The organism is Thioclava sp. F36-7, from assembly GCF_002020075.1.
GTDB classification, from domain to species: Bacteria; Pseudomonadota; Alphaproteobacteria; order Rhodobacterales; family Rhodobacteraceae; genus Thioclava; species Thioclava sediminum.
On sequence record NZ_MPZR01000002.1, the window covers coordinates 569,928 to 585,794 of the forward strand.

Genomic DNA, 15,867 nt, shown 5'->3' on the forward strand with positions numbered 1-15,867 from the left:
AATCGGCTCCTTTCGCGCCGCATCAGGAGGCGGCGGCTGTGATCTCCAAGACGATATCCATCACGAGCGCGGCAGGGTCAAGGTTGACCGCCCGACCGTGGGCGGCGCGTGCCCCCATGCTCTGATGGAGGGCAGCCCATTTCATCGCTGCCTGATCGTCAGGCGATAATCGTGCGAGAAGCTGCGCCTCGCCGGGCGCGGCTTCGGGATACGCCGGGCCCATCACGCCCGCGCGCGCGGCGCGCGAGAGAAAGAGGTCGATCAGGTTGAGCACGAGGATGAAGCGGTTCTCGTTCGCCTTGCCCACGCAGCTTTCGGCCAGCGCCAGCGCGCCCAGCCGGTCGAGCCGGGGCAGGGTGCCCATCAGATCGACGAGCTTGGCATAGGTCGTCATGCCGTCCTGATTGATCAGGCGGATCGCGGCACCGACGGAGCCACCCGACAGCGCGGCCAGCGCGTGGTGATCAAGATCCGGCGGCTCGCCTTCCTCTTCGGCGGCGGCGATGGCAGCTTCCATCTGATCGGGTGTGAGCGTGCCCAGCCGCAATTCGCGGCAGCGCGAACGGATCGTCGGCAAGAGCCGCGCGGGCTGATGCGCGATCAGCAGGAAGGTGACGCGCGGCGGCGGCTCTTCGAGCAGTTTCAGCACCGCGTTGGCGGCTTGGGTGTTCATCTCGTCGGCTGCGTCAATGATCACCACGCGCCGCCCGCCCTCGGCGGCAGACAGATGCAGGAAGGAGCGCAGCTTGCGCACCTCATCGACGCGAATGTCCTGCGACAGCGCGGATTCGGTGGCGTTCGCGCCACGCTTGAGCACGAAGATGCCCGGCTCCGATCCGGCGTGGATACGGCTGAGCGCCGGGTGGTTCGGATCGGGATCGAGGCTGGTGGGCTGTTCCGGCTCGCCGAAGAGGCCCGGGCCATTGTCCTCCGGCTGGGTCATCAGGAAGCGCGTGATCCGCCAAGCGAGCGTCGCCTTGCCCACACCGCGCGGCCCGGTCAGCAGCCAGCCGTGATGCAGCCGCCCCATGTTGAACGCGTCGAGGAAGTCCTCCTCGGCCCGCGTCTGACCGACCAGACGCAGCGTGTCGCGCGGGTGTCGCGCACCGGGCGCAAGGGTCGGATCGGGAAGGTCGGCGAGGCTCATGGCGGCACTCTAGTTGCGCGCGCGGGCGGTTTCCAGCGGGGTTTTTGCGGAAGGCTGTTGGCGCGGAGATTGGTGCGGGGCGACCAGCCCCGGGCCGCGCCCGACCCTCCCACCGGGAGGGCGCATTGGCGATGACATCGCGGGCACGCGGGTTCTCCTGGGCTTTAGAGATAAAACGCCAAGCCACCAACGAAGCGAAGCGCCCACCCGAGGGTCTGGCGCCGCCCTTAGCTCTGCAGTTCCGCCTGCACTGCGCTCAGCACATCGGCGGCAATCGTATCGGCTTCGCGCGTGCCGTCGATTACCCGGAAGCGGGGTGCGAATTCCTCGGCTAAGGACAGGAACCCCGCGCGCATCTTTTCCTGCAGCCCGACGCCGAAATCCTCGAACCGCTCCTCGGTGCCCTGCCGCCCCTTGGCGCGCGACAGCCCCACAGCCGGGTCGATGTCGATCAGCACGGTCAGGTCCGGTTCGCGCCCGATCATCAGGGCGTGGAGCTGATCGACCACCGCGCGCAGATCGCCGCGCGAGAGGCCCTGATACATCCGGGTCGAATCCGCGAAACGGTCGCAGATCACCACCTTGCCAGCCGCAAGAGCCGGTTCGATCACGCGCTCCAGATGGTCGCGGCGGGCGGCGGTGAACAGAAGGATCTCGGTCTCGGCCGACCAGCGGTCGGGATCGCCCTCAAGCACCAGACGGCGGATTTCTTCGGCTCCCGGGGAGCCGCCGGGTTCGCGCGTCAGAACGACCTCGCACCCCGCGTCCCGCAGGGTTTCGGCCAGCATCCGCGCCTGTGTGGATTTACCCGATCCGTCGATCCCCTCGAAGCTGATGAACATGCGCGCTTAGCTGTTCACCCGTTCCATCGCCGCCTCGAACGCCTTGCCCGACAGCCGCGCCAGCGCCGCTTTCACGCGCACGACAAAGCCGCCTTTCTTGACGTCCTCGGTGGCGACGAGCGGCACTTCGTTGGCATTGTCGAGACCCGGCACGGTGATCACCAGCTTGCCGACTTCCTGGCCCTGCTTGATCGGTGCCTGCAGCGGACCTTTGAACACGGCCTCGGCAGTCACCTTGTCCTTCGAACCCGCGGGGACCAGCAGCGACAGGTCGGTTTTCGGCGCAAGGCCGACGGTGGATTTGCCGCCCAGCCAGACCGGCGCTTCGGCGAGCTGGGTGCCCGCCTTCGCCACGTCCTTCATCACGAACTGACGGAAGGCCCAGTTCGCGACCGCTTCGCCTTCCGACCGGCGCGACTGCTCGGAGGGCATGCCTGCCAGCACGAAGACGATGCGGCGCTCGCCCATCACGGCGGAGCCCACGAGGCCGTAGCCGGCTTCCTGCGTGTGGCCGGTTTTCATGCCATCGGCCTTCCAGTCGGCGGCGCGAATGTCGAGCAGAGGATTGCGGTTCTCGGCATTGGCCGGGGCGCGGTCCTTGTAGTTGAAATGGGTCTCGCTGAAGAAGTGATAATATTGCGGGAAATGGGTGATGATCCGGCTCGCGACGATGCCGAGATCATGGACCGACATGCGCTGGCCGGGGTCGGGCCAGCCGTTCGAGTTGGCGAACATCGAGTTCTTCATGCCCAGCTCATGCGCGCGCTCGGTCATCAGGTCGGCGAAGGAGGACTCCGAGCCCGCCAGCCCCTCGGCCACCACGACGCAGGCGTCGTTGCCCGAGTTGATGATGATGCCCTGGATCAGATCCCGCACGGTAGGCCGGTCGGTCGTGTTGAGGAACATCGTCGAACCGCCCATCGACTGCGCATGCTCGGACACCGGGAAGGTTGTATCCATCGTGACCCGGCCATCTTCCAGCGCCTCGAACAGCAGATCGAGCGTCATCAGCTTCGACATGGACGCCGGGGGCAGCGGGATGTCCGCGTTCTTCGCCATCAGGACGGTCTTGGTCGACAGGTCATAGACCCAAGCCGCATGGGCCTTGGTGTCGAAGGCGGCGGCGGGCAGGGCGAACAGGCAGGCTGCAAGCGTGGCGGCGATCAGGCGAATGAAGGTCATATCTTCTGCGTAGTCCTATTTCGAGACGGGGTAGGCGTCGGGATAGCCCAGCCCGTGAATTTTGGTCTTGAGCGCGTCGAGGTCGGATTTCGTGGGCGCAGGGCCCGCGATCACGCGCCAGAAGGTCTTGGAGTGGCTCTGTTCCTTCTTGATCTCGGCGATGACGCCCGCCTTGGCCATCTGGCTCTGGGCGCGTTTCGCATTCGCCTCGACGGAGAAGATGCCGATCTGGATATAGCCTGCGCCGGTGCTCATTTTCGGCGTGCTCGGCTGCGGAGTTGCTGCAGCTACCGGGGCTGCGGGGGCGGGTGCCGGGGCAGGGGCCGCGCCGATTGCGGGCTTGACCGGTTTCGCCGTGGGTTTCGGCGTGCCTTGCGCCTTGGCGATGCCGGCCGCTGCGGTCGAGGTTACCTCGTCGAGCGACTTCTGCTCCACCTCTTCAGGGGCCGCGATCACCGGCTTGTCGACGAGCGGCGCGGGCTTGTCTTCCTTGACCGGAACCGTCTCGCGGCGCAGCGCCACGACGGAGAGCTCGGTCGGCGCGCCCGCCAGCAGCCCCAGCGCATCGGCCGCGTCCGAGCTGACCTGCAGTTTCGGGCCGGGATTGTCGGTCTCGCGCTTGAACAGCGCACCGATCACGAATTTGCCGTTCGACGGGTTGCGGATGATCACCCGCTCGGGGTCTTTCACGTTCGGATGCGCGACCCAGACGCCGCCCAGCGAGGGGCGCCCGTCCCACAGGCCCTTTTCGTCGACAGAGAAGACCTGCGGCGCTTCGACGTCGCGCTCGATCATCTTCTGGCCGTTTTCGGTGACGGTTTCGGCGTCGCCGGGGCTTGCGGTCTCGTCCGCGGGCTTCTTCTTGAACATCCCGAACGGGGAGCCGCCGCTTTCCTGACAGCCTGCCAGCGCGATCCCCGCGCCCAGCATCAGGGCAAAGCCCGTCACCCGCTTGCGCGTCATCTTATCCTGCTCAGTCATCCTGTGCCCCTTTTCGCGCGGTTTGCCCGCCTCTTGCCTGCGCGTATGCACCGCTTGCGCCATGCGTTACGCGCGATCCTAGCGATTTGCAGAGCCCGTGAAAAGCTGCCCCAACGCCCACGCGCGGAAATCGGCGCGCGAGACTTTCAGAATCGCGTGAAGCGGTCTAAGCGAAGCCGGTCGGAGGAGTGGCAGAGTGGTTTAATGCACCGGTCTTGAAAACCGACGTAGGTGAAAGCCTACCGTGGGTTCGAATCCCACCTCCTCCGCCAGCGCGTCGCTTACATGCCCAAGAACGACCCCGTCGCGCGCCGGCGAAGCCTCCGTCCCTGCGCAATGACCGCTCCTTCTCCGGCCATCGCAGCTTCAGGGAAGGCGAGACCTGCCTGAGCGTCCGGGTTGCGCTCAATTTGCAGGCAGTCCGCTTTGGGAACAGCTTCAATAACGTGCATATGTCGGCTTGGGAGAGGGGCGGCCACTGCGAAGTAACATGTCTATTGACACCTTCGTGATCGATTCCCTAGCTTGAGGTAAGCGCCGAGCAAATGTGCTCGTCATGGCGCGTTGAACCCTCAGATATGTCGGCAATTCCGCCTCCAAAGCAGTTTCTGCTTCTGGGGGTTTTTGTCGTTGGAAGATCGAAAATGACACGTCTCGACCTACAGATCGGCCTGCTTTTCTCGACCACCGGCGCATACGGTAGAGTCGCGCATACGCAGCTCAACGGCGCGCAGCTTGCCTGTGATGAGATCAACGCGGATCCGAGCGCGGCGGTCACGTTCCATCCCATCCATATCGACCCCGAGAGTGATCTGCACAAATACGCGCCGGCGGTGCAGAGCATGTTCGATCGCGGCATCCGCCATATCTGCGGGTGCTACACCTCGTCGAGCCGCAAGGAAGTGATCCCGCTCTTCGAGAAGCATGACGCGCTGCTGTGGTATCCGACGCATTACGAAGGCTTCGAGAGCTCGACCAACGTCATCTACACCGGTGCGGCCCCGAACCATCACATGTCGCCGCTCATCGATTTCCTCTGCGCCCGCTTCGGTCGCCGCGCCTATTGCATCGGCTCGAACTATATCTGGGGCTGGGAAAGCAACCGGGTGATGCGCGAAGAGCTGCAGCGGCGTCGCGGCGAAGTGGTGGCGGAGCGGTATCTGCCGGTCGGCGAGACCGATATGGCCGCCATCATCGAGGAGATCCTCGAGACCAAGCCCGATTTCGTGTTCAACGCGCTGATCGGCGAGTCCTCTTACGCGTTCTTCCGGGCGTTCCGGGAGACCTGCGAGGCGCGCGGCATCGAGCAGACCACGCGCTTCCCCATCGCGAGCTGTAACCTGTCGGAGCCCGAACTTCGCGCGATCGGCCCGGTCGGGGCCGATGGGCAGATCAGCTCCAGCGTCTATTTCTCGTCCCTCGCGGGCGAGCGCAACAAGCGCTTCGTCGAGGCCTATGGCAAAGCCTTCCCCGAGGGACCTGTCGTTTCCGCCGAAGCCGAAGCCGCTTATGTCGCCATTCATATGCTCGCGAAATCCATCGCCGATGCGGGCACCGCGTCGGTGGGGGCGGTTCTCGAAGCGGCTGCGGGTCAGGTGTTCGACGCGCCGCAAGGCCGGGTCACGATCGATCCCGAAACCTACCACGCCTCGCTCACGCCCCGCATCGGGCTGTCGCGCGCGGATTTTGAGTTCGACATCCTGCTCGAAGCGCCCGAACCCATCGCGGCCGACCCGTATCTTGTCTCCTCGACGACGACCTTCGAGCCGGCGGAGCGGCGCAGGAACGTGAGGGTGGTTCAATGAAGACACCCCGGATCGCGCAAAACTTCCGCGGCCGCAGGGCCGTCATCTTCACCACCGAGGGCCGCTCGCTGGGCATTCTCGAAACGACATTGCGTCGGCTGGGGCTGGAGCCGGATACCCGTCCCGTCTCGCCGCGCCAGGTTTTCGAACTGCCCGAAGACCTGAGCCCGGAGTCCGACCTCGTCATCATCGACGGCGACCTGAACCTGCCGCAGGCCTGGCCCGACAGCTACAACCTGTCGCCCCAGCATGCGCCGTGTCCGACGGTGGGGCTGGTCGGAACGGAAGCGCCGAGCCGTCTCAAGGCGATGCTCCAACTCGGGGCCGCGTCCTTCCTGCAAAAACCGATCCATAGCGGCGCCGTCTATTCCGCTCTCTATCTGGGCGTGAACGCGTTCGAGCAAATCGACGGCCTCAAGGCGAGCCTCGACGATATGGGCGAACGCCGCCGCAAACGGATTTACGTCATCAAGGCTGTCGCTGCGCTCATGCGCCAGCGCGGGCTTAACGAAGATGCCGCATATGACCTTCTGAGAAAGGAGAGCATGCGCGCGCGCGTCAGCGTCGAGGACTACTGCGAGTCCCTGATGCTGGCAAACCCGGACAGCGATCTCGATCGCGGTGAAACGAAAAAGAGGTGTCAGGCGCACTAGCCCAGCAAGGCACCCGGAAAAACCTCAACAAGGAGTTGAAAATGACCAGGAAACTGATCAGCACCGCTTCGGTGCTCGCTACCCTATTGTCTTTTGCAGGGCCCGTGATGGCTCAGGACGCCGAGCCTATCAAGATCGGTGTGCTCGAAGACCAGTCGGGGGATTTCGCCCTCGCGACCATCGGCAAGGTGCATGGCATCCAGCTGGCCACCAAGGAAATCAACGACGCGGGCGGGATCGCCGGTCGTCCGATCGAGCTGGTGACCTACGACACCCAGTCGGACAACACGCGCTATCAGGAATTCATGCGCCGCGTGCTGCAGCGCGACAAGGTGGACGTGGTCTTCGCGGGCTTCTCCTCGGCCTCGCGTGAAGCCTATCGCCCGATCGTCAACCAGTTCGACGGGCTGGCCTTCTACAACAACCAGTATGAAGGCGGCGTCTGCGACGCGAACATGATCGTCACCGGCGCGGTGCCGGAGCAGCAGTTCTCGACGCTGATCCCCTACATGATGGAGAAGTACGGCAAGAACGTCTACACCATCGCCGCCGACTACAACTTCGGTCAGATCTCGGCCGAATGGGTGCGCAACATCGTCAAGGACAATGGCGGCGAGATGGTGGGCGAAGAGTTCATCCCGCTCGGCGTGTCGCAGTTCTCGCAGACCATCCAGAACATTCAGGCCGCCAAGCCCGACTTCGTGGTGACGCTGCTGGTGGGCACGGCGCAGTCGTCCTATTACGAGCAGGCCGGTTCGGCGAATGTCGACCTGCCGATGGCGTCCTCGGTGAACGTGGGTCAGGGCTACGAGCATAAGCGCTTCACGCCCCCGAGCCTGAAGGACATGTATGCGACGGTGAACTATGTCGAGGAAATCGACACGCCGGAAAGCAAGGCCTTCGTCGAGAAGTTCCACGCGATGTTCCCCGATGAGCCCTACATCAACCAGGAAGCCGAGAACTCCTACGCGGCGGTCTATCTCTACAAGGAGATGGTCGAGAAAGCCGGCGGCTCCACCGCTCTGGAAGATGTGCGCGCTACGCTCGCCGATGGCAACCTGTGCTACGACGCGCCCGAGGGCGAGATGTGCATCGATCCGAAGAGCCAGCACACCTCGCACACGATCTATCTGGCCCATGTGCTCGAAGATCACTCGATCGAGTTCCCGAAAAAATGGGATGACATCAAGCCCTACTGGCTGGGCGATGTCGGCTGCGATCTGACCCAGAACGACCCGAGCGACCAGTACACCCCGTCGCACCTGCCGACGGAGTAATCCGACGCATCGCGGATGCGGGGCCGCGTGGCTCCGCATCCGTCCCCTCCCGGATTTTCCTGCCCGGATTTCCCTGAACGACGGCCACCAAGAAAGGGACGGTCTATGGAGTTCCTCTACTCTCTTTTCAGCTTCTTCTATCAGTTCGGAGACGCGTTCGCCTTCCTCGTGCTCAGCGCCTGCGGCCTCGCGGTGATCTTCGGCATGATGGGCGTGATCAACCTCGCGCATGGCGAGTTCATCCTCTGCGGCGCCTATGTCTCGACGAGCGCCACCCATATGGGCGTGCCCCTTCCGATCGCGATCGCGCTGGGCTCTCTGGCCGCCGGTATTGCCGGGATGATCGTCGAGGTCGTGGTGATCCGACCGCTCTACAAACGTCCCCTCGATACGATCGTGGCCACCTGGGGGATCTCGATGATCGTCACCCAAGGCACGCTGATCGTGCTGGGCACGACGATGGCGGGCAGCGGCACGCCCTTCGGCAGCTTCACCGTCGGCGACTATTCCTATTCGATCTACCGCATCGTGCTCGTGGTGATGGCGCTCGCGACGCTGGCCGCCTTGTGGCTGATGTTCACCAAGACGCGCTTCGGTATCCTTGCCCGCGCCACGATCCAGGTGCCGCATGTGGCCGAGGCGCTCGGGGTCAATACCAACCTGATCTACAGCCTGACCTTCGGTCTGGGCGCGGCGCTCGCGGGGCTTGCCGGTGGGCTTTACGCGCCGACGATGACGCTCGTGCCGACGATGGGGGCCGCCTTCATGGTCGAGGCTTTCGTGACCGTCGTCGTGGGCGGCGCAGACATCTTCCTCGGGACGGCGCCTGCCGCGGTCGTGCTTGGCTTCATCAAAGCGTCGCTGACCTCCTGGCAGGGCCAGCTTGCCGGTCAGATCGGCATGCTCATCGCCGTCATCATCGTGATCCGCATCCTGCCGCGCGGCATCAGCGGCAAGATCCTGAAAGAAAGGGCCTGACGTGAGCAGCGCATCCCGTTTCACTTCCATTCTGAAGCTCATCGAGGGGCCGCAAACCCTCGGCAAGGGACCGAAATTCTGGTCGGGCTTCAGCGTCGTCCTGCTGGCCGCCTGCGCCTATCCGGCCTTCGCGGACAGCTACGACGTCGGCAATAACGTCTACTTCTTCAACTGGCTCTTCATGGCGATGGGGCTGAGCCTGATCTGGGGCTATGGCGGGGCGCTGAGCTTCGGCCAGACCGCCTTCTTCGGGGTCGCGGGCTACGCCTACGGGGTCCTGACGATCAACCTCGGCGACGCCTACGGCCTGACGCTGCTCTCGCTGGTGCTGGCGGTTGGCCTGAGCGCACTTTTCGCGGCGATCCTTGGCTACTTCCTGTTCTTCGGGCGCATCAGCGGCGTGTTCCTCGGCATCGTGACGCTTTCGGTGACGCTGGTGCTCGAGCGCTTCATGGCGCAGACGGCGGGGCCCGAATGGGCGATCGGCAAGGCGCGTCTGAACGGGTTCAACGGTATGGGCGCGATGCCCTCGCTGACGATCCCGTGGCCGGGCGGCAATATCGTGCTCTATCCGGATGTGACCCTCTACTACGTCACGCTGGCGCTGCTGCTGGTCTGCTATCTCGGCCTGCGCATCCTCGTGAATTCGCGCTTTGGCAATGTCATCGTGGCGATCCGCGAGAACCCGATGCGCGCCGAGATGCTGGGCTATGACGTGCGCAAGTATCAGCTGGCGACCTTCGTGATCGGCTCCGCGCTCGCCGGGCTGTCGGGGGTGCTCTACACCTCCTGGGGCAATTACATCACGCCCGCCTCGATGGGGATGACGGCGGCCTCGCTGCCCATCGTCTGGGTCGCGGTCGGTGGGCGCACGGACCTCACGACCACGATCATCGGCACGCTCGCGGTGCTAATGGTGTTCCAGTCGCTCACGATCTACGGCAGCCAATACGCGCTGATCGTGATGGGGACGCTCTTGGTGATCACCGTGCTGATCGCCCCGCGTGGCATCGTCATCGCGCTGCTCTCGCCCTTCATGCGCCGGAAATCCAAACTGGAAGGAGAGCGGTGATGGCCATTCTCGAAACACGCCAGCTCAACAAGCATTTCGGCGGGCTCCACGTCACGGGCAATGTCGATTTCGCGCTTCAGCCCGGAGAGATGCACTGCCTGATCGGTCCCAACGGGGCGGGCAAGAGCACCTTCTTCAAGCTGATCCTGGGCGAGCATCTGCCCGATAGCGGCGCGATCCTCTACGACGGCGAGGAGATCACGCGCGCGAAGCCGTTCGAGCGCATCCGCAAGGGGATCAGCGTGAAGTTTCAGGTGCCCGGCATCTTCAAGGAACTGAGCGTCCAGCAGAACCTGACGATCGCGCTTCAGCACCATGTCGCGCCCGAGATCCTGCAAGAGGAGATCGACCGGCTGCTGGAGTTCCTCAAACTCTCGCAGGACCGCAAGCAGCTCGCGGGCAATCTCAGCCACGGTCAGAAACAGTGGCTTGAGATTGGCATGGCGGTGGCGCTGAAACCGCGTCTGCTGCTGCTGGACGAGCCGACCGCCGGGATGACGCCCGACGAGACTTTCGCCACCGGCGAGATGCTTCAGGAGCTCAACCGCGAGGGCATGACCCTGCTGGCGGTGGAGCATGACATGGCCTTCGTGCGCCAGATCGCCCACCAGGTCACCGTGCTCCATTTCGGCAAGATTTTCGCGCAGGGCACCATCGACGAGATCACCGCCGATGAACGTGTCGCCGCCATTTATCTGGGAGAAGTCGATGCGTAAGGAAGTCCTTCTCGACGTGATCGAACTCAATGCGGGCTACGGCGGCAAGCCGGTGCTGCAGGGCGTCGATTTTCAGGTCCGCGAGGGCGAGATCGTCGCCGTGATCGGGCGCAACGGGGTCGGCAAATCGACCCTGATGAAAACGCTGATCGGGCTGTTGTCGACCGACAAGGGGTCGATCAACCTAGACGGCGCGTCGATCGATCTGCTCTCGGCGCATAAACGGGCGCGCAAGGGCATCGGCTATGTGCCGCAGGGCCGCGATGTCTTCCCGCGCATGACCGTGCTGGAAAACCTGCTCGTCGGCGAAAGCATCGCGGGCAAATCCACCCCCGGCAAGGTCGAAGAGATCTTCCGCTATTTCCCGATCCTCAAGGAGCGCGCAGATCAGCGCGCGGGCACGATGTCGGGCGGCCAGCAGCAGCAGCTCGCCATCGGGCGCGTGCTGATGGGCGATCCGTCGATGATCCTGCTCGATGAGCCCTCCGAGGGGATCCAGCCGAACATCGTGCAGGACATCGCGCGCATCATGGTCGAGCTGAACCGCGAGACCGGCGTGACCGTCGTCTTCGTGGAGCAGAATGTCGACATGATCCGGGCGATGGCGCAGCGCTGCTACGTCATGGACAAGGGCCGGATCGTCGCCGAGCTCGACCGCGAGATGCTGCAGGACCGCGACACGATCCGACGATACCTGTCGGTCTGATCTCCCCCGGAACAATCATGGAATTTGCAAGTAAAAGGAGCAACTTATGAGCTGGTTTGAAGAATCCATCATGGCGCGCAAGGGCGTGGCGAAAGGTCAGACCCTCGAGAAGCGCACGATCACCGAGGAAGAGCAGGGAAGCTATCCCTACATCTACACCGCAGGGATCGAGCCGGTCCTGACCGTCGATCCGGGCACCGTCGTCAGCGCCGAGACCCATGACGCGTTCGAAGGCGCGATCAAGTCGGAGACCGACAAGCCGACCGAGATCCTGAACTTCCCGTTCCTGAACCCGCAAAACGGCCCGATCTACGTCAACGGCGCCGAGAAGGGCGACACGATCGCGGTCTATATCGAGAGCATCGTGCCGCGCGGGCCGCAGCCGCGGGGCACCACGGTGATCATGCCCGAATTCGGCGGCCTGGTTCCCACCTTCGAGACGGCGCTTTTGACCGCGCCGCTGCCCGAGGTGGTGCGCAAGCTCGACATCACCGTCGAGGAGGGCACGAAGTGGAACGACAAGATCAGCCTGCCTTACGAGCCCTTCATCGGCACGATCGGCACGGCCCCGATTGCCGAGGCGATCTCCTCGCTGGTGCCGGATTATTACGGCGGCAACATGGACCTTCCCGATGTCGCACCGGGCGCGGTCGTCTATCTGCCGGTGCAGACCGAGGGCGGGTATCTGTTCCTCGGGGACTGTCATGCCGCGCAGGGCGACGGTGAACTTTGCGGCGTCGCGGTCGAGCACCCGACCGTGACCACCGTGCGCATCGACCTGATCAAGAACTGGACGATCAGCACGCCGCGTCTGGAGAACGAAGAGTTCTACATGACGGTCGGCTCGGCACGCCCGATGGAAGACGCCGCGCGCGGCGCTTACCGCGAACTGATCCGCTGGATGGCCGCCGATTTCGGCTTCGACGAGATCGACGCCTACATGCTGCTGACCCAATGCGGCCGCGTGCGCCTCGGCAACATGGTCGACCCGAAATACACGGTCGGGGCTTCGGTCCTGAAGTCGATCGTCGGCATCGCCGAATGAGCTTAGGGCCGCGCCCCTATCCCTTGTTGCGCGGCCTTTAACCTTGTCGCCTCTGCCTTGGAGGGCAGCTTCTTGGGTGGGGGCGACCTTTTTCTTCCCGGCTTCGACCGTCCCTGCAGCCTCATCGGTGCGCGCCACGGGTCGAGCTTCGTCACTTTCGATCCACCCCGCCCGGCTCCGGCTCGGGCGATGGCGGCACCATGCCCGCCAAACGGAAAAGGAGTCTCTCATGTCCGCTCAAACGAAACCCGATCTGCCCGATCTCGGAACGCTCACCGTCGCCGCCGTTCAGGAGGGGCTGGCCTCGGGTAAGTTCACCGCAGAGGCGCTGACGGAAGCCTGCATGGCTCAGGTCAAGGCGCTGAACGGCAAATACAACGCGATCATCTTCGAGAATGACGCAGCCCTCGAGACCGCCCGCGACATCGACCGGCGGCGCGCGGCGGGCGAGGCGCTCGGGCCGCTGGCCGGGGTGCCGATCGTCGTGAAGGATCCGATGGACATGGCGGGCATCCCCACCACGGCGGGCTGGCGGCTGCTCTATTCCGGGACGGGCGGCATCGACCTGATGCCCGAACGCGACAGTCCGGTCGTGGCCCGGATACGTGCGGCCGACGCGGTGATCCTCGGCAAGACCAACGTGCCGATCCTCAGCTGGACCGGAACGCATGCCAATGACAGCTGGGCCGGCCCCACGATCAACCCCGCGATCGAGGACCGCGCGCCGGGCGGGTCGAGCGCAGGCACGGCGGCCGCCGTCGCCACCCATATGTGCGTCATGGGGCTGGCCGAAGAAACCGGCGGTTCGATCCAGAACCCGGCCTCGGCGCAGGGGCTGGTGGGCATCAAGCCGACGATCGGGCTGGTGCCGAATGCCGGGGTCGTGCCGCTCTCGGGCAATCGCGACGTGGTCGGGCCGATTGCCCGCACTGTCACGGATGCCGCCCTCGGCCTCAATGTGCTGGCGGGGTTCACCACCGAAGATCCCAAGACGCTGGCTTGCGTCGACAAGATCCCCGAAGGCGGCTACGCCTCGGGCCTGTCGAAGGACGGCCTAAAGGGCAAGCGGCTCGGGCTTTACGGGCCGGGCTGGCGGAAGAACGAACTCTCCCACGAGGCGTCGGATCTCTACGATCGTGCGAAAAGTGAGCTCGAAGACCTCGGCGCGGTTCTGGTCGAGGACCCCTTCGCAGGCACCGATTTCGCAAGCTACCGGGAGATCACCCCGGGCACGCCTTTCTTCGACGGTCGGGGACTGGAATCCATCCCCTATGACATGACGAAATATCTCGAACGGCTGGGCCCGAATGCGGCGATCAAGACCTGGGAGGAATTCGTCGAGGCCACGAAGGAGGAAAACGTGCTCGCGAAAGGGGCGATCCTCGGCTTCCTCAACGAGCTGCCCGATTTCGTCGAGGCGGTGAAATCCCCGACTACGCCGCCCGCGCTGCCCGCGTTCACGGCCTTGAAGCGGACCTATCTGCTGCTGATGGAGGAAGTTTTCGCACGTCACGAACTGGATGCGCTCGTCTATCCTCAGATGCTGTGCGAACTGCCGGGCCTGCATTCGGGCGACGCGATCCTCGAGACCACCGTCGGGGAACTGAACATCGCGGGCATTCCGGGCGTCACCGTGCCCGCGGGCTACTACGCCTCCGGCGCGCCGTTCGAGCTGATCTTCCTCGGCCAGCAGTGGAGCGAGCACGCCTTGATCCAATGCGCCTATGCCTACGAGCAGGGCACGCTGCACCGCAAACCTGCGGTCTGATCGGGACCAATCGGCGTCACAGCACCTTCTGGCCGTTGCGGTGTGAACTCGGCTTTTGCCCGAGCGCGCGCCGCAGCGGCCCTTTTCCCCGCGCCTGACGAAGATCAAGGCGCAGGCTGTGGAATCGTGTTTCTTTCCATCTGCGCAGCGAATGGCGCGCTAGCGGTGTGCGGCACGCGCGCTGCGACAACACCTCCGTGTTTACCCACAATTCGAGAGGAAGAGTTCGATGGAAGACGACAAGAAGCCCGAGCGCACCGTTTGGGAAGAAATCGAGGTCGCTGGCAACCAACTCGTCGATCGCGTCAAGGAATTGGCGCAGGAGGGGAGCGTGCGCCAGCTGCGTATCAGCTCCGCCGGCGGGGACCCCTTCGTCGAGGCGCCCCTCAATCTCAGCCTCGTCGTCAGCGGGGTCGTGGTGCTCGCCGCGCCTTGGCTGGCCGTCCTCGGCGTGATCGCCGGATTGGCCACCCGCGTGAAGGTCGAAATCGAGCGGGTCGAGGAACCCGGCGACGACGATAAGAAGGACGAGTAGGCCCCGGGCCGGGCGGAGCGGGAGCGCCATCAGCGTGGGGCTTGCGCTCCCACCCGGATATCCGGATCCAACGCCTCAGGACGCCGGGATCAGCACGATCTTCCCGGCGTGGTGTTTTTCCTGAAACACTTTCTGCGCCTCGGCGATCTGATCGAGCGGGTAGGTGGCGGCCAGCAGGGGCCGGATTTCGCCCTTCTCGACATAGGAGATCAGGTTGCCGAAGATGGGCTCGTCCCATGCGGTGCAGCCGATCAGGGTGATGTCCTTGAGATACAGGTCGCGCATGTCCAGTTCCACGACCGGTCCGGCAATCGCGCCCGATGAGGCATAGCGCCCGCCGCGTCGGAGCAGTTTCAGCATCGTGCCGAATCCCGGCCCGGCGACGTTGTCGATCACCACGTCCACGCTGTTCTCGCCGATCGCCGCGATCGGATCGTCCTCGCGGCAGAGCACTTGGTCCGCGCCGATCTCCAGCACCCTCTCGCGCTTGGCGGCGCCGGTGATGGCAACGACTTCCGCGCCGCGCCGTTTGAGGAGCTGGATCAGCGCCGAGCCCACGCCGCCCGAGGCGCCCGGAACCAGCACGCGCTCGCCGTCCGTGACGCCTGCGCGGTGGATCATGTTCTCGGCGGTGCCGTAAGCGCAGGGCAGGGTGGCGAGTTCGGCGTCGCTCCAATCGCTGTCGATGGCGAAGATCTCGCCTGCGGGCACTTTCACATATTGCGCGAAGGCCCCGTCGAAATTGGAACCGAGCCAGACCGTGTCCATCGACGAAAAATCCGTCTCGCGCATGCAGGACCGCACCAGAACGCGGGTGCCGATCAAGGCCGCATCGCCGCCGTCGCCCACCGCGACGACCCGGCCGCAGCAATCGGTGCCTTGGATCAGCGGGAAGGGTGTGGCCCCGCTCCAGCCGCCATCGGCATGCTCGGCGTCTTCGCGCGAGCCCTGCGTGCCGGATTTGACGTCAGAAGAATACCAGCCCAGCCGCGTGTTGATGTCGGTATTGTTGATGCCCGCCGCGAGCACCTGCAGCAGCACCTCGCCGGGCTCCGGTTCGGGCATCGCGACCTCGCGGTAGTCGAGCCGCTCGTAGCCGCCCGTGCCGGTCGTCACCACGGCCATCATCGTGCCCTTCGGCGTGTTGCTCATGCTGCTTT

15 protein-coding genes and 1 tRNA gene are annotated in these 15,867 nt (G+C 64.5%); 11 read left to right on the top strand and 5 right to left on the bottom strand.

Annotation, left to right across the window (positions count from 1 at the left end; genetic code table 11):
• Nucleotides 1-22 precede the first annotated feature (22 nt).
• The 4 genes from BMI89_RS05595 to BMI89_RS05610 form a co-directional block, all read right to left on the bottom strand.
• Nucleotides 23-1,147 carry a DNA polymerase III subunit delta' gene (locus BMI89_RS05595; RefSeq protein ID WP_078570133.1) on the bottom strand — a complete coding sequence of 375 codons (1,125 nt, stop codon included), beginning with the start codon at nucleotides 1,145-1,147 and terminating at the stop codon, nucleotides 23-25.
• A 227-nt stretch (nucleotides 1,148-1,374) separates the two neighbouring features.
• Nucleotides 1,375-1,989, bottom strand: a complete 615-nt coding sequence (tmk, locus tag BMI89_RS05600) for a dTMP kinase (protein ID WP_078570134.1) — start codon at nucleotides 1,987-1,989, stop codon at nucleotides 1,375-1,377.
• Between the two features lie 6 nt (nucleotides 1,990-1,995).
• Nucleotides 1,996-3,171 (bottom strand): D-alanyl-D-alanine carboxypeptidase family protein, encoded by a 1,176-nt coding sequence (locus tag BMI89_RS05605; RefSeq protein ID WP_078520229.1) that lies wholly within the window; start codon nucleotides 3,169-3,171, stop codon nucleotides 1,996-1,998.
• 15 nt (nucleotides 3,172-3,186) lie between these two features.
• On the bottom strand, nucleotides 3,187-4,152 hold the full coding sequence (locus BMI89_RS05610; protein WP_078570179.1) for an SPOR domain-containing protein: 966 nt from the start codon (nucleotides 4,150-4,152) through the stop codon (nucleotides 3,187-3,189).
• 182 nt (nucleotides 4,153-4,334) lie between these two features.
• Between BMI89_RS05610 and BMI89_RS05615 the strand changes: the two genes are divergently transcribed.
• From BMI89_RS05615 to BMI89_RS05665, 11 genes are all read left to right on the top strand, one after another.
• Nucleotides 4,335-4,424, top strand: a tRNA-Ser gene (locus BMI89_RS05615).
• 372 nt (nucleotides 4,425-4,796) lie between these two features.
• The gene (locus tag BMI89_RS05620; protein ID WP_078570135.1) at nucleotides 4,797-5,957 is read left to right on the top strand and encodes a transporter substrate-binding domain-containing protein; all 1,161 of its coding nucleotides are present in this window, start codon (nucleotides 4,797-4,799) and stop codon (nucleotides 5,955-5,957) included.
• A complete protein-coding gene (locus tag BMI89_RS05625) occupies nucleotides 5,954-6,610 on the top strand; it encodes an ANTAR domain-containing protein (protein WP_078570136.1) in 657 nt (218 codons plus the stop codon). The genes BMI89_RS05620 and BMI89_RS05625 overlap by 4 nt, the downstream gene beginning before the upstream one ends.
• Nucleotides 6,611-6,651: 41 nt before the next feature.
• Nucleotides 6,652-7,887 (top strand): urea ABC transporter substrate-binding protein, encoded by a 1,236-nt coding sequence (locus tag BMI89_RS05630; protein ID WP_078520575.1) that lies wholly within the window; start codon nucleotides 6,652-6,654, stop codon nucleotides 7,885-7,887.
• 105 nt (nucleotides 7,888-7,992) lie between these two features.
• A complete protein-coding gene (locus BMI89_RS05635) occupies nucleotides 7,993-8,865 on the top strand; it encodes a branched-chain amino acid ABC transporter permease (protein ID WP_078520226.1) in 873 nt (290 codons plus the stop codon).
• A gap of 1 nt (nucleotide 8,866) precedes the next feature.
• Complete coding sequence (locus tag BMI89_RS05640; protein WP_078570137.1) at nucleotides 8,867-9,937, top strand: ABC transporter permease; 1,071 nt, start codon at nucleotides 8,867-8,869, stop codon at nucleotides 9,935-9,937.
• On the top strand, nucleotides 9,937-10,653 hold the full coding sequence (locus tag BMI89_RS05645; protein WP_078520224.1) for an ABC transporter ATP-binding protein: 717 nt from the start codon (nucleotides 9,937-9,939) through the stop codon (nucleotides 10,651-10,653). The genes BMI89_RS05640 and BMI89_RS05645 overlap by 1 nt, the downstream gene beginning before the upstream one ends.
• On the top strand, nucleotides 10,646-11,359 hold the full coding sequence (locus BMI89_RS05650) for an ABC transporter ATP-binding protein (protein WP_078570138.1): 714 nt from the start codon (nucleotides 10,646-10,648) through the stop codon (nucleotides 11,357-11,359). The genes BMI89_RS05645 and BMI89_RS05650 overlap by 8 nt, the downstream gene beginning before the upstream one ends.
• A 46-nt stretch (nucleotides 11,360-11,405) precedes the next feature.
• The gene (locus tag BMI89_RS05655) at nucleotides 11,406-12,404 is read left to right on the top strand and encodes an acetamidase/formamidase family protein (RefSeq protein WP_078570139.1); all 999 of its coding nucleotides are present in this window, start codon (nucleotides 11,406-11,408) and stop codon (nucleotides 12,402-12,404) included.
• Between the two features lie 229 nt (nucleotides 12,405-12,633).
• Nucleotides 12,634-14,172, top strand: a complete 1,539-nt coding sequence (locus BMI89_RS05660; protein WP_078570140.1) for an amidase — start codon at nucleotides 12,634-12,636, stop codon at nucleotides 14,170-14,172.
• Nucleotides 14,173-14,401: 229 nt separating this feature from the next.
• A complete protein-coding gene (locus tag BMI89_RS05665) occupies nucleotides 14,402-14,707 on the top strand; it encodes a DUF4342 domain-containing protein (protein WP_078520220.1) in 306 nt (101 codons plus the stop codon).
• Between the two features lie 75 nt (nucleotides 14,708-14,782).
• Here BMI89_RS05665 and BMI89_RS05670 read toward each other — a convergent pair whose 3' ends face one another.
• Nucleotides 14,783-15,859, bottom strand: coding sequence for an alcohol dehydrogenase family protein (locus tag BMI89_RS05670; RefSeq protein WP_210402139.1), 1,077 nt, complete (start codon nucleotides 15,857-15,859; stop codon nucleotides 14,783-14,785).
• Nucleotides 15,860-15,867 lie beyond the last annotated feature (8 nt).